We start from the raw sequence: 17,640 nt of genomic DNA, 5'->3' as shown, positions 1-17,640 counted from the left end.
CGAAGGCCGGCATTATTCCAGATGCGCAGCGCGTTCGGCTGGGCTTTTTCCAGGTAACGGCACCTGGGCCATGACCCGGTGCCGCCTGCTGCCATGGGTCAGTCGTCGGCCTGGATACGACCGATCACGGCGCCTGCCTCGAAGTAGTCACCGGCCTGCTGGCTGATGCGTACACGGCCTGCACACGGGGCCAGCACCGAGCTTTCCATCTTCATCGCTTCGACCACTGCCACTACCTGGCCGCTGGACACCGTCGCGCCGTCTTCCACTACCCAGGTGTGCAGGTTACCCGCCACCGGGGTGAGCAATGCCTGCGGATCCAGGTCTGCAGCGGCCGTTGCGTGCGGTGGGGCCGCGGCCGGCGCATTCAGGCTCATGCCACGCAACAGCGCGCTTGGCAGGCCGAGGGCGTGGCGCTTGCCATCGATCTCGACGAAGGTGCGCAGAATGTCCGTGTCGGCCACGGGTGCGGCCCGCGGCGCAAGGCTGATGGTCTCGGCGAAGTCGGTTTCGATCCAGCGCGTGTGCACGGCAAAACCGTCGCTGCCGGTGAAGTCCGGGTGATCCATCACGGCGCGGTGGAACGGCAGCACCGAGGCGATCCCCTCGATACGGAACTCGGCCAGGGCGCGCCGGGCGCGGGCAATCGCCTGCTCACGGGTGGCGCCGGTGACGATCAGCTTGGCCATCATCGAATCGAAGTGGCTGGGCACGCTCGACCCGCTGGTCACGCCGCTGTCCAGGCGCACGCCTGGGCCGAACGGCGGCATGAACTCGTCGATCTCGCCGGGAGTGGGCAGAAAACCCTTGCCCGGATCCTCGGCATTGATGCGAAATTCGAAACTGTGACCGCGCGGCGCCGGGGTTTCATCGAACGACAGCGGCAAGCCGTCGGCGATGCGCAGTTGCTCGATCACCAGGTCCACGCCGGTGGTCTCTTCGGTGACCGGGTGTTCGACCTGCAGGCGCGTGTTGACCTCCAGGAACGACAGGGTGCCATCCTGGCTGAGCAGGAATTCGACCGTGCCGGCGCCGACATAACCGGCCTTGACGCAGATGTCGCGGGCCGATTGATGAATACGCTCGCGCTGCTGTTCGGTGATGAACGGCGCGGGCGCTTCTTCCACCAGCTTCTGGTTGCGGCGCTGCAGGGAGCAGTCGCGCGTGCCCACCACCACCACCTGGCCATGCTTGTCGGCCAGTATCTGCGCTTCGATGTGCCGGGGCCGGTCGAGAAACTGTTCCACGTAGCATTCGCCACGGCCGAAGGCCGCTTCTGCCTCGCGCACCGCCGAGGCGAACAGCTCAGCCACCTCGTCGAGGCGCCAGGCGACCTTCATGCCGCGTCCGCCACCCCCGAATGCGGCCTTGATGGCGATGGGCAGGCCGTGCTGTTCGGCAAAGGCCAGCACCTCGTCGGCGCTTGCCACCGGCCCCGGCGTACCGGCAACCAGAGGCGCGCCCACGGCCTGGGCGATCTTGCGCGCTTCGACCTTGTCGCCAAGTATGTCGATGGTCTCGGGATTGGGGCCGACCCAGATCAGCCCCGCGTCGATGACCGCGCGGGCGAAATCAGCCCGTTCCGAGAGAAAGCCATAGCCGGGATGCACGGCGTCGGCGCCACTGCGGCGGGCCACGTCCAGGAGTTTCTGGATGTTGAGATAGGTCTCGGCGGGCCGCTGGCCATCGAGCCCGTAGGCTTCATCGGCGTGGCGAACATGCAGGGCGTCGATGTCGGCATCGGCGTACACCGCCACGCATCGCACGCCATGGTCGCGGCAGGCACGGGCAATGCGCACGGCGATCTCGCCGCGGTTGGCAATCAAGAGCTTTTTCATGGAAGTCTTTCCACATCGGCAGAGGAAGAAGGGGCTGGCGCGGTGGGCTGGATGTCTTCGAAGGCGGCCACCGGGTTGAAGCGGATCCGTGCATTGACCGGTATCTGCCCTGCCAGGTCGAGGTGGTAGCTGGCGACCACGGCGATGACCGGGTAGCCGCCGGTCAGCGGGTGGTCGGCCAGGAACAATACGGGCTGGCCGCTGGCCGGCACTTGGATCGCGCCCACGGCGGTGCCTTCGCTGGGCAGCTCCTGGGGGTTGCTGCGCGTAAGCGGCGTTTCACCGGCCAGGCGGATGCCGACGCGGTTGGATTGCGGGGTGACCTGCCAGAGCTGGCTGCTCAAGCGCTCGATGGCGTCGGTGGTGAACCAGTCACTGCGTGGCCCCATCAGCACATCCAGGGTGACGATGTCGGCCGTCTTGGGCAGGGCGAACGCCGGGGCTTCGCTCAGCGACACGCTGGTGCCGCCCTTGGGCGGGGTGAACCCCAACCGGTCTCCCGCAGCCAGGGCGGGCGGGCCGACCTGGGCCAGGGTGTCGGTCGACAGGCTGCCGAGCACCGGCGCCACGTCGAAGCCGCCGCGGATCGCCAGGTAGCTGCGCAACCCGGCGCTGGGCGTACCCACGGTGACCGTGTCACCCGGTACCAGTTCGATGGGTCGATAGTTGTCCACAGGCCATTGCAGGCCACTGGCGCTGGTCAGGGTAACCGGGGTTTGCGCGCCGGTGACGGCGATCACGGCGTGGCCGTGGCAGACGAAGCGCAGGCCGCCGAGCACGGTTTCCACGCAGGCCATGTCCGAGCGGTTGCCGACGGCGCGGTTGGCGGCCCGCAACGCGCCCAGGTCCAGCGCACCGGAGCGGGACACGCCCTGGCCGGTCTGGCCAATGCGGCCGGTGTCCTGCAGCACGCTGTGCAGGCCGGGGCTGAGGATCTGCAGGTACGCGCCGCTCGGTGGCAGGGCCGCAGCGGGCTGGCTGGGCACCGGCAAGCCACCTACAGGCAGCGGCCCGGCATCGATGAAACGTACCTTGTAGCCGGGGCGCAACAGAGCCGGTTCGGCGCGGTCCAGGTCCCACATCTGCAAGGGCGTGACGCCGATGATCTGCCAGCCACCGGGGCTGGCCTTGGGGTAGATGCCACTGAATTCGCCGGCCAGCGCCACGGCACCGGCCGGAATGCGCGTGCGCGGCGTCTGCCGGCGCGGTACCTGGAACCCGGCGCCGCCGGTCAGGTAGCCGAAGCCTGGCGCAAAGCCGCAGAACGCCACGCTGTAGTCCTCGGCGGTATGGCGGCGGATCACTTCGTCGCGGCTGATCTGCAGCAGCGCGGCGACCTCGTCGAGGTCTTCGCCGTTGTAGTGCACGGGAATTTCCACCCGGCGCTGCTCGGCGGCCCGGCGTTGGCCCAGGTCCTGACGGGCGACGTGGTCGACCAGCGCCTGGCGGGTGATGGCGCTGGGGCGGAACTGGATCAGCAGCGTCCGCGCGGCCGGGATGATCTCTTCCACCCCCAACAGCGGCTCGGCGCTCAAGGCGTCCAACAGGGCCAGGGTCTGCTCCAGGTCGCTCAGCTCGACCAGCAGGGTGTCCAGGTTGACCGGTAGAAAACGCACGGCAATCTCCTAGACGTGGTACGTGCTGTCAGGCACGTCGGTGATGAACATATGGCCCGGCGAATGGGTGATGGCGAACGGCACGCCCGACGCCATGACCGCCGCCTGGGGCGTGACGCCACAGGCCCAGAACACCGGCACCTCGCCCGGTTCGATGCGCACGGCTTCGCCGAAGTCGGGATGGGCCAGGTCGGCGATGCCCAGCAGCGCTGGATCACCGACGTGCACCGGCGCGCCATGCACCGAGGGATAGCGGGCGGTGATGGTGCAGGCTTCGGCCACCCGGTCGGCGCGGATAGGGCGCATGGACACCACCATGTCACCGCGCAGTCGCCCGGCGGGGCGGCAGGCACGGTTGCTCAGGTACATCGGCACATTGCTGCCGTCGGCGATGTGCCGGACTTCGATACCGGCTTCCTGCAGCGCGGTTTCGAAGGTAAAGCTGCAGCCAATGAGAAAGGTCACCATGTCGTCGTGCTCGGCCCAGGCGGGGCGGGCGTCGCTGATCTCTTCGGCCAACTGGCCGTTGCGCCAGACCCGGTACAGCGGCAGATCGGTGCGCAGGTCGGCGCCTTCTGCCAGTACGGTGTGCGGGCTGCCCGCATCGGTGACGTCGAGGATGGGGCAGGCTTTCGGATTGCGCTGCGCGTACAGCAGGAAGTCATAGGCCCAGTCGCGGGGCAGGGCGATCAGGTTGGCCTGGGTCATGCCCGGCGCGATCCCGGCAGAAGGTGCAACCAGACCACCACGGTAGCCCGCGCGCGCTGCGCGGGCGGCGTCGACAGCGCGCCGGGCGGCAAGCTTCAGGGCGCTCATGGTCGATCTCCGGCAAACGCTTGCAGGCGCATGTTCGCCTGCTCCAGTACCCGGCGCAGCTCGCGGGCCATGGCCACGGCGGCCGGGCTGTCGCCGTGCACGCAGATCGAGTCGGCCTGGATGCGCGTGATGCTGCCGTCGATGGCTTCCAGGGTGCCGTCTTCGACCAGGCGCAGCATGCGCTGGGCGATGAGTTGCGGATCGTGCAGCACCGCGCCCGGCTCACGGCGTGAAACCAGCGTGCCCTGCGGGGTGTAGGCGCGGTCGGCGAAGGCCTCGGCAATGCAGGTCAGGCCTTGCTCACGTGCCAGCTCGATCAGGCTCGAGCCGGCCAGAGCCACCAGCACCAGGCGCGAGTCGACGGCGCGGATCGCGGCGATCACCGCCAGCGCCTGACGGCGGTCGTGGGCGATGGTGTTGTACAAAGCGCCATGGGGCTTAACGTAGCTGACGCGGGTGCCGGCGGCCTGGGCCAGGCCCTGCAGGGCACCGATCTGGTAGATCACGTCGGCGGTCAGCTCGTCGCTGGCCACATCCATGTTGCGGCGGCCGAAGCCGACCTTGTCCGGGTAGGATACATGGGCGCCAATGCTGACCTGCCGGGCCGCGGCAGCCTTGAGAGTGCGCAGGATGCCGGCCGGATCGCCGGCGTGGAAGCCGCAGGCAACGTTGGCGCTGGTGACGATGTCGAGCATGGCATCGTCGTCGCCCATGCTCCAGGCGCCGAAGCTTTCACCCAGGTCGCTGTTGATATCGATGCTTGGCATTGCAGAGATTCCTTGTAATTGTTCTGGCTCATACGACCTTGAGGAAGGCAAAGATCGGCCCGACCGATTTGATCGCCATGTACCAGGTCAGCAGGCACGTCAGCAGGCCCAGCACCAGCAGCCAGCGAGGGTAATGGTAGCCGCCCATCAGGTCGGACCGGCGCCAGCCCACGTAGATGAAGATGCTCAAACCGATGGGCAGGATCAAGCCATTGAAACCACCCGCGAAGAGCAGCAGCGCGGCAGGCGCCGTGCCCATCAGGACATAGATCAGCAGCGACACGGCAATGAACACGGTGGTGGCGCGGTTGCGTGCCTTTTCGCTGATAGTGGGCGAAAACACAGTGATGAACGAGATGGAGGTATAGGCCGCACCGATCACACTGGTGATGGCGGCCGCCCAGAGAATCAGGCCGAAGATGCGCAGGCCGAACTCGCCTGCGGTGGCCTGGAAGGCCTGCGCCGCCGGATTTGCGCCCTGACCCGAAATGTCGATGACCACGCCACTGGCTACCACGCCAAGAATGGCGAGGAACAGGATGTAGCGCATGAGGCCGGTGACCAGGATGCCGCTCAAAGCCGCCTTGTTCACCGCCTGTAGATTCTCGATCCCGGTGGTGCCGCGATCGAGCAGGCGATGGGCGCCGGCGTAGGTGATGTAGCCCCCCACCGTGCCACCGACGATGGTGGTGATGATGGCGAAATCCACGGTTTCCGGCAGGATGGTTTGGTACAACGCCTGACCCAGCGGCGGGTTGGAAGCGAAGGCGACGAACAGCGTCATGCCAATCATCACCAGGCCCAGCACCACAATCATTCTGTCCACGGCCAGGCCTGCACGGCGAGACAGGAAAATGCCGATGGCCATCAGCGCACTCAAGGCGCCCCCCCATTTCGGATCCAGCCCCATCAGTGCATTCAGGCCCAGGCCTGCACCGGCAATGTTGCCGACGTTGAACACCACACCGCCGAAGATGACCAGTACGGCCAGCAAGTAGCCGCTGCCTGGAATCGCCTTGTTGGCGATGTCGGCCGCCCGCATGCGCGTCAGCGTGACGATGCGCCAGATGTTCAACTGGACCACGAAGTCGATGAGAATCGACGCCAGGATGCCGAACGCGAACGCCGCGCCCATTTTTGCCGTGAACGTGGCGGTCTGAGTGATGAAGCCCGGGCCGATGGCCGAGGTCGCCATCATGAAGATCGCGGCGATCAGGGAAGAGCGACGCGCCTTGGTGAAATCCTTGGCGGTCTGTGTCGCGGCTGTCTGTGTCACGGCATCGTTCCTGCGATGGGAGATGACAGGGACAGAGCAATGAACATGCCAGAGCCGGCCAATGCGGCGGAAGGTGTTGATCCGTATGCTTTGGATTGTTCAACAATACGTTTTACAGTAACCCACAATGTGCACCAGTTTGTAACGCTTGCAAGGAGCGCTGTTACTTAATGATGCACAGAAGTGCCATTCGCCTTGCCTGAGATCTGGCAGTGGGTGAACATCGAATCGACTTTTCCGACCCTGGACCGTACATGAACGACCTCTCACTCTCTGCGCCTCGTTCCCTGGGTGAATCCATTACCCAGGAGATTCGCCGGATGCTGGTGGAAGGTGAACTGGTCCCTGGCCAGCGCCTGTCCGAGGCCGCCTTGGCGGAAACCCTGCAGATCTCGCGCAATACCCTGCGCGAGGCCTTCAGAGGCCTGACCCGTGAAGGCTTGCTCAAACACGAGCCAAACCGCGGCGTGACCGTGGCGGTGCCGGACATGGCGTCGATCATCGACATCTACCGGGTACGCCGCTTCATCGAGTGCCAGGCCCTTGCCCAAGGCTATCCGCTGCACCCAGGCACAGTGCGCATGCGCGAAGCGGTTGCCATGGGCAAGCAGGCTGGCGAGGCCAAGGACTGGAAGGCCGTGGGCACGGCCAACATGATGTTCCACCAGGCGGTCGTCGAACTGGCCGACAGCCCGCGCCTGGAGGCGTTCTATGCGCAGATATCGGCGCAATTGCGGCTGGCCTTCGGCTTGCTCGACGATCCGCGCTTCCTGCACATGCCCTACCTGGACATGAACGGTTGCATTCTGCATTGCCTGGAAGAGGGGCGTGCGCAAGAGGCCACGCAGTTGCTCGAGGCCTATCTGGTGCGTTCGGAGCGTACGGTGCTGGCCGCCTGGGAGCGCAGTACCCGGCGCTAGCCCGCCAGGCCGAGCGAAACGCGTCCGGTCGAAATGGCTGCTCGACATGCCTGCATGCGCCGTTGGTCTTGCCGTGAAAACTCCCTTGCCACCTCGCGTTCGAAATGAGCGGGAAGGTGCTTGCCAGGCCGAATCGGGTCGGGGCGGGCGGGTATCGACAAGGAATCAGCAATGAGCGGGATCCTCCAACTTGAAAGTGCGCGACTGATCTTGCGTCAGTGGCGTGACAGCGATCTGCCCGCGTTTGCCGACATGTGCGCCGATCCGCGGGTCATGCGTTATTTTCCCGAAACCTTGGGACGGCTGCAGAGCGCAGCGGTCATCGGTCGTGTGCGCGGTCACTTTGCCGAATTGGGCTATGGCCTGTGGGCGCTGGAGCGCAAGGACAGTGGGCAGTTCATCGGCTTCGCCGGGCTGGGCCAGGTAGGTTTCGATGCGCCGTTTGCCCCGGCTACCGAGATTGGCTGGCGTCTGGCCTATGAACATTGGGGGTTGGGTTTTGCCAGTGAAGCGGCCTGGACCTGCCTGGCTTGCGCCTTCGATCGCTTGGGGCTGGATGAGGTGGTGGCGTTCACTGCGGTGGCCAATGTGTCGTCGGAAAAGGTGATGCAATCGATCGGCATGTTGCGCGACCACGAGGGCGACTTCGACCACCCGAACCTGCCCGGGCATGAATTGCAGCGGCACATGCTGTACCGCATCACCCAGGATCAGTGGCAGCACAACCGTTAGCGCCCCCGCAGGTGTCCGCAGTACAAGTGTCCGCTATCATTGCGCCCATTTGGTTCTGCCTATGTGGGTGTTGCCTATGCCGAGGAGTTTTGAATGAGCCATGTGTTGGACGATCTGGTTGAGCTGCTGAGCCTGGAACCCATAGAAGAAAACCTGTTCCGCGGCCGCAGCCAGGACCTGGGCTTTCGCCAGCTGTTCGGTGGCCAGGTGCTGGGCCAGTCGTTGTCGGCCGCCAGCCAGACGGTGGAGCCCGATCGCCACGTGCATTCGCTGCATGGCTACTTCCTGCGCCCCGGCGACGCCCAGCTGCCGGTGGTGTACATGGTCGACCGAGTGCGTGACGGCGGCAGTTTCAGCACGCGGCGGGTGACCGCCGTGCAGAAGGGCCAGCCGATCTTTACCGGCACCACCTCGTTCCAGTACGACGAAGAAGGCTTTGCCCACCAGAGTGTGATGCCCGAGGTGGTCGGCCCGGAAAACCTGCCCACCGAGCTCGAGCTGATGCAGCAGGTGGCCCATCTGATCCCTGCGCACATGCGTGACAAACTGCTGTGCGGCAAACCCATCGAGATGCGCCCGGTGGCCGAGCGCGACCCGTACAACCCCACGCCGACCGACCCGATCAAATACATCTGGTTTCGCGCCGACGGCGCACTCGCCCAGACCCCGGCCTTGCACAAGTACGTCATGGCCTATGCCTCGGACTTCAACCTGTTGACCACCTCGCTGCTGCCTCACGGCAAGTCGGTGTGGCACCGTGACATGCAGATCGCCAGCCTCGATCACTCGCTGTGGTTCCACGGCAACCTGGTCGCCGACGACTGGCTGTTGTATGCCCTGGACAGCCCCTGGGCGGGCAACGCACGTGGTTTCGCCCGCGGCAGCGTGTACAACCGCGCCGGCCAGTTGGTGGCCTCTTCGGCCCAGGAAGGTCTGATCCGCCATCGGCAGGACTGGTCATGAGCCTGGCGCGGGTTCGCCATTGGGTGTTCGATCTGGACGGCACGCTGACGGTGGCCGTGCACGACTTCGCCGCCATCCGCCGTCATCTGGAGATTCCGCAGGAGGCCGACATCCTTGACCACCTGGCCACCTTGCCGGCCGAAGAATCACATGCCAAGCATGCCTGGTTGCTGGAACACGAGCGCGCATTGGCGGTAGCGTCGACGGCAGCACCGGGCGCGGTGGAACTGGTCCGCGAACTGGCCGACCGTGGCCATCGCCTGGGCATCCTCACGCGCAACGCGCGCGAACTGGCACACATCAGCCTGCAGGCGATCGGCATCGCCGACTGCTTTCAGGCCGACGATGTGCTGGGCCGCGACGAAGCTGTGCACAAGCCCGACCCGGCCGGGCTATTGCACCTGGCCGACGCCTGGGGCGTACGCCAGCCGGAGATGGTCATGGTGGGGGATCATCGAATGGACCTGCTGGCAGGTCGGGCGGCGGGCACCGCCACGGTGCTGGTGAATCAGCCAGAAAACCTCTGGCCGGAACTGGCGGACTGGCATGCGCTGGACTGCACACACCTGCGCGAACTGATCTGAACCCGCCACCACCTGCTGGGCAGGTGGTGGTGGGCAAACCATTCAGAGGCTCTTGGCCGCAAACGTGTCGCACTGGGCGATCTGGCCTTGGGCGAAGCCGGCCTTGAACCAGCGTACGCGCTGTGCCGAAGTGCCGTGGGTGAACGAATCGGGCACTACCCGCCCCTGGCCCTGCTGCTGCAGACGGTCGTCGCCAATGGCATTGGCGGCGTTCAAGGCTTCTTCGATGTCACCCGGCTCCAGCCAATTCAAGCGCTTCTGCCCATTGAACGCCCAGACCCCGGCGAAGCAATCGGCCTGCAGTTCCTGACGCACCAGCAAGCCATTGGCACCTTCCATGCGCTGGCCACCCTGACGCGCTTTCTGCACCTGATCCGACACACCCAGCAAGGTCTGCACGTGGTGACCCACCTCGTGAGCGATCACGTAGGCCTGGGCGAAATCACCGGCGGCGCCGAAACGCTGGGACATCTCGCGGAAGAACGCCATGTCCAGATACACCTGCTGGTCGGCCGGGCAATAGAACGGTCCGCTGGCTGCCGTCGCGTGGCCACAGGCCGATTGCACCTGGCCGCTGAACAGCACCAGCTTGGGTTCCTTGTAGGTCTGGCCGCCTTGCTGGAAGATCTGCTTCCAGGTGTCCTCGGTATCGCCCAGTACCGTGCTGACGAATTCGGCCTGCTCATCGTTGGCCGGTGGCGCCTTGCGCTGGCTGGTGTCGACCGGCGCGGCCTGCTGGCCCTGGCCGGTCAGTTCGCCGAGAATCTGCATGGGGTCCTGCCCGGTCAGCAGGCCGAAGCCGACGATCAGCACCACGGCGGTCAGGCTCAGGCCCTTGCCGCCCATGCGCATCCCGCCGCCGCCACTGCCGCCACCATCACCGCGGGCATCCACGACGTTATCGCTGCGTCGGCCTTTCTTCCATAACATGGCAAATCCTCACTCGATTCATGCATAACCATTCGGGTATGCCTGTGACCGTGTTTTTCAATATTCGTTGTCGACCATTTCCTTGAGACTAGTACGAAGCCTGAAAACAGGTCCTCTATAAATCGAATAACAGGAGAACGGCATGTCTTCCCAAGACAGCAGTCGCTTCATCATCCGTGATCGCAACTGGCACCCCAAGGCGCTGACGCCGGACTACAAGACCTCGACCATGCGCTCGCCGCGCCAGGCCTTGGTGAGCATTCCGCAGTCGGCCAGTGAAAGCACCGGCCCCAATTTCGCCCACCTCAAGTTCGGCGACTTCGACAATGACCTGCTGCTCAACTACAACCATGGTGGCTTGCCGATCGGTGAGCGGATCATTCTGGCCGGGCGCGTCTGCGACCAATTCGGCAAACCGATTGCTAACACCCTGGTGGAAATGTGGCAGGCCAACGCCGGTGGCCGCTACCGGCACAAGAACGACCGCTACCTGGCGCCCCTGGACCCCAACTTCGGCGGCGTCGGTCGCACGCTGACCGACAGTCAGGGCTACTACAGTTTCCGTACCATCAAGCCGGGCCCGTACCCATGGCGCAACGGGCCGAACGACTGGCGCCCGGCCCACGTGCATTTCTCGGTGAGCGGCCCGTCGATCGCCACCAAGTTGATCACCCAGCTGTATTTCGAAGGCGACCCGTTGATCCCGATGTGCCCCATCGTCAAGTCGATCAACGACCCCGAGGCGGTGCAGAGCCTGATCGCCAGGCTGGACATGGCCAACGCCAATCCCATGGATTGCCTGGCCTACCGTTTCGACATCGTGCTGCGCGGTCAGCGCAAGACTCACTTCGAAAACCGTTGAGGGGAATCGACATGCCTATCGAACTGCTTAAAGAAACCCCGTCACAAACGGCTGGCCCCTACGTTCACATCGGCCTGGCCCTGGCGGCCGCCGGCATCGAGCCGCGCGAGCATGAAATCTGGAACCAGATGGCCAAGCCCGAAGCGCCGGGTGAGCACATCCTGCTGTTGGGCAATGTCTACGACGGCAATGGCCATCTGGTGCGCGACTCGTTCCTGGAACTGTGGCAGGCCGATGATCAGGGCCACTACCACATCGATTTCGACCAGGAACAACCCTTCAACAGCTTTGGCCGTACCGCCACCACGTTCGATGCCGGCGAATGGGCTGTGCAGACGATCAAGCCAGGTGTGGTGAACAACGCCGCTGGCGTACCGATGGCGCCGCACATCAACATCAGTCTGTTCGCCCGCGGGGTAAACATTCACCTGCACACGCGGCTGTATTTCAGCGACGAGGCGGAAGCCAACGGCAAGGATCCGGTGTTGAATCTGATCGAACAACCCGCGCGCCGGGAAACCCTGATTGCAACGCGCTGCGAGGTGGACGGCAAGCTGGCCTACCGTTTCGATATGCGTATCCAAGGGGAAGGGGAGACGGTGTTTTTCGATTTCTGATCGGATACTGCGGTGCCTTCATTCGCAGCCACTGGCCGCTCCTACACGGTTTGTGTTCCCCTGTAGGAGCGGTCAGTGGCCGCGAAGGGCGCACAACACTATCCAGCCCTGCCTCAATCCCACTTCGGCGCAAAATCCGGGCTCACCAACCGCTGATCCTTGGGCAACGCCGCAATGATCCGGCGATCTTCATCGTCCAACTGCACCTTCAGCGCATCCAGGTTGCTCTGCTGGTTGGCTTTGCTCGCCGCCTTCGGAATTGCCGCCACGTTCTCCTGATCCAGCAGCCACTTGAGTGCCACCTGGGTCGGCAGCACACCGTGCTTGCTGGCGATCTGCTGCAGCTCGGGAATCTGCGACACCTGGTTGCGCACCAACGGGCTGTAGGCGGTCAGCGCCATGTCATGTTTGCGGGCGTAGTCGAGCAGGGCGTTCTGGCCCAGGGTCACATGGTATTCAACCTGGATCGCCGCCAACGGGGCGTTCAAATCCTCCATGACATGGCGCAGCAGCGGCAGTGGAAAGTTCGCCACGCCGATGTTCAGCGCACGGCCGTCCTGCTTGAACGACACCAGGGTGTCGATGGCCGCTTTCACATCCCAGCCCTCCTGGCCGGGCCAGTGGATCAGGAACAGGTCGATGTAGTCGCTTTGCAGCGCGCTCAGGGTGTTCTGGAACGATTCGCGCATGGCGTCGGGCGCCAGCTTGTCCCACCAGACCTTGCTGGTGACATGAATGTCCCCGCGTGGCACGCCGGACTCGGTCAAGGCACGGCCCACCGCGGCCTCGTTGTTGTAGCCAGCAGCCGTGTCGATATGTCGGTAACCCAGGTCCAGGGCTTGAATCACAGCTGTGGTGCATTCGTCGCCGAGCATTGGCCACGTGCCAAGCCCCAGTTTCGGCATCTTCAGGTGCTGCGCGTTGGTGATGAGTTGCATGTCGGTCTCCTGTTCCGCTGGCGGTCATTCGTGATGGGTGGCCCCGGCCATGTGCCGGGCGGCGATATAGCCGAAGGTGGCGGCAGGGCCCAGGTTGATGCCCCCGGCCGGGTAGTGGCCGCCCATGATGCTGGCCATGTCGCTGCCCGCGGCGTACAGCCCGGCAATCGGCAGGCCTTGCTTGTCGAGCACCTGCGCCTGTGCGTTGGTCTTGAGCCCGGCGAAGGTGCCGAAGCTGCCCGCTTCAACCTTGACCGCATAGAACGGCCCCTGTTCGATCGGTGCCACGCACGGGTTGGGCCGGTGCAGCGCATCGCCCTGCTTGCGGTTGTAGGCGCTGCCGCCGCGGCCGAACTGCGGGTCTCGGCCTAGGTGCGCGTGCTCGTTGAAGTGGTCTACGGTAGATCGCAGCCCGTTCGGGTCGATGCCGCATAGAGCGGCCAGCGCCTCCAGCGTGTCGCCCACCTTGAGATAGCCGCTGTCGATGTGCGGCTTGAGCGGTAGCGGAAACGGCCGTGAGATGCCCAGCCCGTAGCGGCGCTGGAAGGTGTGACTGCAGATCAGCCATGAGGCAACTTCCTCGCCGGGGGCATGGGCTACCATGGCTTTCACGTAATCATAGTAGCCGTCGGCTTCGTTGACGAAACGCTTGCCGTTGGCCAGCACGGCAATGATGCCCGGCTTCGCGCGCTCGATGATGTGCGGGAAGTGGCCGATGCTGCCGTCGCGGTAGGGCACTCGGGACACCGGGCACCAGGCTGCGGCCGAGGCCAATCCGGTGGCCACCTCGCCACCGGCGGTCTCGCCCAGGCGCAGGCCATCGCCGTTTACGCCCAGCGGCGGCAGAGCCAGGTGTTCGTGGCCGCTGGGCGTTCGCGGGAACAGTGCCCGGCGTCGGTCGATATCATGAGCGAAGCCGCCGGTGGCCAGCATCACGGCCTTGCGCGCCTTGATCACCACTTCGCCCTCGGCAGTCTCGATCACGGCGCCGCAGACGCGTGAGCCTTCCTTCGACAGGCGCCGGACAGGCGCGGACTCCCACAGCAGCACGCCCAGGTCATCGGCCGACTTGGCCAGGCGTGCGACCAGTGCCACCCCGTTGCACAGCTGCATGGCGCGGCCGTGTCGGGCCAGGTCCAGCATATGTCGAGCCACGCGCCGGCTCACGTGCAGCAGCGAGCGCCACGAGCGGGTCAGGGTCAGAAAGGCGGTCAGGTCGGCGCCGGCCATGATCGGCATGCCCAGGAAGGAGGTTTCGCGCATCGTTCTGCGCAGTCGCTTGAGCAACGGCTTGTCCAGTTGGCGTGCGTCGTAGGGGGCCGCGATCACCGAACGGCCACCGGTGCCGGCCCCCGGTCTATCGCCGTGGATATCGGCGATGGCATTGCCATCGGCGAACTGCAGGCTGGTGTGTTTCTCGAAAAACGCCACCATGTGCGGGGCCGCCTCGAGAAAGGCATCGATGCGTGCCGGATCGAAGTGCTCACCCAACTCATGTTGCAGGTAGGTGCGCGGCAACGCCGGATCTTCGTCAATGCCGGCGCGGCGCGCCAGCGGATTGCGTGGCACCCACATCCAGCCGCCGGACCAGGCGGTTGCGCCGCCAAAGGTGCTGTCCTTTTCGACCACGATCACACGCAGCCCGTGGTAGGCGGCGGTCACTGCGGTGGCCAGACCAGCAGCGCCGGAGCCAATGACCAGCACGTCGCAATCCACGCTCTTCGTTTCGCTGTCAGGCCCCTGCATTGGATGAATCTCCGAGGTATACACGTCCGATGAATTGTAATTTTATGGAACCGAGTTCCACATTCTATGGATTGCCGCCCGAATCGCCAAGTGTAGAATCAGCGGAATTTTTCATCGCGTTCCAACTTTACGAGAGCCTCACCATGGCCGGCAGTCAGATCGAACGGGCGTTCAGCGTGCTTGAAAGCCTTGCCAACGAACCACGCGGCCAAGCCTTGCAAGCCCTTGCCGAACAGCTGGGAATGCCCAAAAGCGCGGCTCACCGCATGCTCACCGAGTTGGCCCGACTGGGCTATGTACGGCAGAGCGCGGAAACCCTGCGCTATCACTTGTCGACCAAGTTGGTGGCGCTGGGTTTTCAATACCTGGCCGGCAGCGGCGCCGATATCGTCCAGCCGATTCTCGATCGCCTGGCCCAAGCAACCGGTGAGCTGGTCCGGCTGGGCGTGGTCGAGGGCGACCGTCAGACGTGGATCGCCAAATCCCAGGGCGCTCGTTCCGGCCTGCGCTACGACCCGGAAATGGGGCGTGATGCGCCTTTGTTCTACACCGCTTCAGGGCATGCCTGGCTGGCTTCGCTCAGTGATGCCAAGGCACTGGCGTTGGTGGAGCAGCAGGGGATTACCGCTGGTGAAGACTTCGGGCCCAATGCGCCGCGGTCCAATGCCGATCTGCTGGAGCGTCTGCGCCTGGCCCGCGAGGCCGGCTATGCCTGGGTCGTCGAGAGTTCGGCATTGGGCACCTCGGCGCTGGCGGCGGTGATACGGCATCCGCGGGACGGCCATGTGGTGGGCGTACTGAGTGTGGCCGGGCCCAGCGCGCGACTGTCCGAGACACGCATGCACGAATTGGCGAATGGGCTGTTGGCTGCGGCACAGGAGCTGTCTCAGGTCAGCCTGGCGTCGGAGCTGTTCAGCTGAGCACTGGAACCTGCGGGGTGGTCTCGGTCCACCGATTCCTCGCCAATCCGTTATCCGTGACTTGAAATATTTCGGAACTCGGTTCTAAATAAGTGGAGAGAATAATAAACAAAGGACTTCATCGTGACCGTCCCCCTGCGAATTGCTCTGATCGGTGCCGGCACTATGGGCCGGCAGCATTACCAGCACCTGCGAGAGATGCACGCAACCCAACTCTGCGCCATTGCCGACCCCGGCCCCCACGCTGAGGCCTTTGCCGCTGAATGCGCGGTCCCGCATTTCACCGATCATCGGCAGATGCTGGCACAGGTAGCGCCCGCAGCCGTCATCGTGGCCAACCCCAATGCTCAGCATGTGCGCACGGCACTGGATTGTTTGGCAGCCGGTGTGCCCGTGCTGTTGGAAAAACCGGTCGGGGTCGATCTGGACGAAGTGGCCGCGCTGGTGGCTGCCAGCGCCGCCAGCGGCGTACCGGTCCTGGTCGGTCATCACCGGCGGCACAACCCGATGATCAGCCGGGCCCGACACGTCGTGCAAAGCGGCGTGCTCGGCCGCCTGACCACGGTGACGGCGCTGTGGCAGCTGCAGAAGCCCGACAGTTACTTCGACATCGCCTGGCGTCGCGAACCAGGGGCGGGAATGCTGCTGACCAACCTGATTCATGACCTCGATCTGCTGCGCTATCTGTGCGGCGAAGTCCGCCAGGTGCAGGCCTTCGGCAGCAATGGTATTCGCGGCTTCGGCAACGAAGACAGTCTGGCGGTGTTGCTGCAGTTCGAAAACGGCGCGCTGGGCACCTTGACCGGTTCCGACGGTGTGGCTGCGCCCTGGAGTTGGGAGCTCGGCTCGGGCGAGAACCCGGTCTATCCCCGCCAGGCCGATCAGCCGTGCTACCTGCTGGCTGGCACTGCCGGTGCGCTGAGCGTGCCGCAACTCAGGCGCTGGCATTACGCTGAACCGGGTGCGGGTTGGCATGAGCCGTTGCTGCAGGTGCAGGAAACCTTTGATTCCGCAGAGGCGCTGCGCGTGCAGCTGGAGCATTTCGTCGAGGTCGCGCATGGGCGCGCCGAGCCACTCGTGAGCGCAGCGGATGCCGCGCGCACCCTGGCGTTGGTCGACGCCATCGGCGAAGCGATGCGTAGCGGATGCGCCTGTGCGCCACGCGCCTTGGGCTAGCCCGGTTGCTTGGCTGACATCCTCGTGCCCTGGCCACCGTCGTCCCTTTCACGCCCCAAGGAGCCGCCCATGACTCACCGCATCCTGTCCCTGGCCGCATTGACCGTGCTCGAGCTGTCGCCCCCCGAGATGGTCGAAGTCGCTGCCCGCGCCGGCTACAGCCACGTCGGCCTGCGTACCGAGCCGGCTACCGCCGAAGAGCACCATTATCCTTTGCTGCGCGACAAGCCATTGCAACGCCAGACTGCCGCACGGTTGCGTGACACCGGCATCAAGGTGCTGGACATCGAAATCCTGCGGCTCAAGCCGTTTACCCGCGTGGCGGAGTTCGAAGCTCACCTGGCCTTGGGCGCCGAGTTCGGCGCGAGCGAGTTGCTGGTGGCGGGTAATGATCCAGACCTGCAAAGGGCCAGCGACAATCTGGCCCAGCTGTGCGACCTGGCGCGGCCCTATGGCATCCATCCGCACCTGGAATTCATGCCTTGGACCGACTGCCCGGACCTGGCCAGCGCGATGGTCATGCTCGACAAGGCCGGTCGCGAGAATGCCTGCATCCTGGTCGATGCCTTTCATTTCGACCGCTCCAACTCGCGACTCGAAGACCTGCGCAGCCTGCCAGCGCACCGCTTGCGTTATGCCCAGCTGTGCGACGTGGCGGGCCCGCGTCCCGATGACATGGCGGAGATACTGCGCCAGGCGCGCCAGGAACGACGTTTTCCCGGAGACGGTGATTGCGACCTGGTCGGCCTGCTGCGGGCACTGCCTGACGATGTGCCATTGAGCCTGGAGATACCCACGGCGCGCCTGCTGGAACAGGGTGTGAGCGCTTATGAAAGAGCGCGGACGGCCCTCGAGAAAACCCAGGCGTTATTGGCTGGGATCTAGGGTGATGCCACTGGCCTCTGTGGGAGCGGGCTCTGCCCGCGAAGAGCTCCACCG

General features: G+C 64.8%; 17 protein-coding genes. 9 read left to right on the top strand and 8 right to left on the bottom strand.

The features are described from left to right. Positions 1-98: 98 nt before the first annotated feature. From IFT44_RS10120 to IFT44_RS10100, 5 genes are read right to left on the bottom strand one after another with little or no spacing between them, the layout of a single operon-like run. A complete protein-coding gene (locus IFT44_RS10120) occupies positions 99-1,838 on the bottom strand; it encodes an acetyl/propionyl/methylcrotonyl-CoA carboxylase subunit alpha (RefSeq protein WP_192175847.1) in 1,740 nt (579 codons plus the stop codon). Beyond that, the gene (locus IFT44_RS10115) at positions 1,835-3,454 is read right to left on the bottom strand and encodes a 5-oxoprolinase/urea amidolyase family protein (RefSeq protein ID WP_192175846.1); all 1,620 of its coding nucleotides are present in this window, start codon (positions 3,452-3,454) and stop codon (positions 1,835-1,837) included. Before IFT44_RS10115 ends, IFT44_RS10120 begins: the two co-directional genes overlap by 4 nt. 9 nt (positions 3,455-3,463) lie before the next feature. Next, positions 3,464-4,270 (bottom strand): putative hydro-lyase, encoded by an 807-nt coding sequence (locus tag IFT44_RS10110; protein ID WP_122475424.1) that lies wholly within the window; start codon positions 4,268-4,270, stop codon positions 3,464-3,466. After that, positions 4,267-5,037 carry a LamB/YcsF family protein gene (locus IFT44_RS10105; RefSeq protein WP_192175845.1) on the bottom strand — a complete coding sequence of 257 codons (771 nt, stop codon included), beginning with the start codon at positions 5,035-5,037 and terminating at the stop codon, positions 4,267-4,269. The genes IFT44_RS10110 and IFT44_RS10105 overlap by 4 nt, the downstream gene beginning before the upstream one ends. A gap of 28 nt (positions 5,038-5,065) precedes the next feature. Beyond that, positions 5,066-6,313, bottom strand: a complete 1,248-nt coding sequence (locus IFT44_RS10100; RefSeq protein WP_185795177.1) for an NRAMP family divalent metal transporter — start codon at positions 6,311-6,313, stop codon at positions 5,066-5,068. Positions 6,314-6,567: 254 nt separating this feature from the next. Between IFT44_RS10100 and IFT44_RS10095 the strand changes: the two genes are divergently transcribed. From IFT44_RS10095 to IFT44_RS10080, 4 genes are all read left to right on the top strand, one after another. Next, positions 6,568-7,233, top strand: a complete 666-nt coding sequence (locus IFT44_RS10095; RefSeq protein ID WP_185795178.1) for a GntR family transcriptional regulator — start codon at positions 6,568-6,570, stop codon at positions 7,231-7,233. 171 nt (positions 7,234-7,404) lie between these two features. After that, complete coding sequence (locus IFT44_RS10090; protein WP_192175844.1) at positions 7,405-7,965, top strand: GNAT family N-acetyltransferase; 561 nt, start codon at positions 7,405-7,407, stop codon at positions 7,963-7,965. Positions 7,966-8,058: 93 nt separating this feature from the next. Next, entirely contained in the window at positions 8,059-8,928 is an 870-nt protein-coding gene (tesB, locus tag IFT44_RS10085) for an acyl-CoA thioesterase II (protein WP_122475415.1), read from the top strand. Then, on the top strand, positions 8,925-9,512 hold the full coding sequence (locus IFT44_RS10080; protein WP_192137680.1) for an HAD family hydrolase: 588 nt from the start codon (positions 8,925-8,927) through the stop codon (positions 9,510-9,512). Before tesB ends, IFT44_RS10080 begins: the two co-directional genes overlap by 4 nt. Before the next feature lie 42 nt (positions 9,513-9,554). Here the strand turns inward: IFT44_RS10080 and ypfJ are convergent, their stop codons facing one another. Next, positions 9,555-10,442: a KPN_02809 family neutral zinc metallopeptidase gene (ypfJ, locus tag IFT44_RS10075; protein ID WP_122475412.1), complete on the bottom strand. Its 888-nt coding sequence runs from the start codon at positions 10,440-10,442 to the stop codon at positions 9,555-9,557. A gap of 142 nt (positions 10,443-10,584) precedes the next feature. Between ypfJ and pcaH the strand changes: the two genes are divergently transcribed. Further along, the gene (gene pcaH / locus IFT44_RS10070; protein WP_192175843.1) at positions 10,585-11,304 is read left to right on the top strand and encodes a protocatechuate 3,4-dioxygenase subunit beta; all 720 of its coding nucleotides are present in this window, start codon (positions 10,585-10,587) and stop codon (positions 11,302-11,304) included. A gap of 11 nt (positions 11,305-11,315) precedes the next feature. Beyond that, complete coding sequence (pcaG, locus tag IFT44_RS10065; RefSeq protein WP_192175842.1) at positions 11,316-11,921, top strand: protocatechuate 3,4-dioxygenase subunit alpha; 606 nt, start codon at positions 11,316-11,318, stop codon at positions 11,919-11,921. Positions 11,922-12,034: 113 nt separating this feature from the next. Here pcaG and IFT44_RS10060 read toward each other — a convergent pair whose 3' ends face one another. Both IFT44_RS10060 and IFT44_RS10055 read right to left on the bottom strand, forming a co-directional pair. After that, a complete protein-coding gene (locus tag IFT44_RS10060; protein ID WP_192137681.1) occupies positions 12,035-12,859 on the bottom strand; it encodes an aldo/keto reductase in 825 nt (274 codons plus the stop codon). A 24-nt stretch (positions 12,860-12,883) separates the two neighbouring features. Beyond that, positions 12,884-14,605, bottom strand: coding sequence for an FAD-dependent oxidoreductase (locus tag IFT44_RS10055; RefSeq protein ID WP_192175841.1), 1,722 nt, complete (start codon positions 14,603-14,605; stop codon positions 12,884-12,886). 143 nt (positions 14,606-14,748) lie between these two features. Here IFT44_RS10055 and IFT44_RS10050 point away from each other — a divergent pair, with 143 nt between their 5' ends. From IFT44_RS10050 to IFT44_RS10040, 3 genes are all read left to right on the top strand, one after another. Next, positions 14,749-15,525 (top strand): IclR family transcriptional regulator, encoded by a 777-nt coding sequence (locus tag IFT44_RS10050; protein ID WP_192058504.1) that lies wholly within the window; start codon positions 14,749-14,751, stop codon positions 15,523-15,525. 123 nt (positions 15,526-15,648) lie between these two features. Further along, positions 15,649-16,701: a Gfo/Idh/MocA family oxidoreductase gene (locus tag IFT44_RS10045; protein WP_192175840.1), complete on the top strand. Its 1,053-nt coding sequence runs from the start codon at positions 15,649-15,651 to the stop codon at positions 16,699-16,701. Between the two features lie 69 nt (positions 16,702-16,770). Next, a complete protein-coding gene (locus IFT44_RS10040) occupies positions 16,771-17,586 on the top strand; it encodes a sugar phosphate isomerase/epimerase family protein (protein ID WP_192175839.1) in 816 nt (271 codons plus the stop codon). Positions 17,587-17,640: the final 54 nt, after the last annotated feature.

The sequence above is a fragment of the Pseudomonas sp. CFBP 13710 genome (assembly GCF_014842235.1).
GTDB classification, from domain to species: Bacteria; Pseudomonadota; Gammaproteobacteria; order Pseudomonadales; family Pseudomonadaceae; genus Aquipseudomonas; species Aquipseudomonas baltica.
This window is presented reverse-complemented; position numbering and strand designations above follow the sequence as displayed.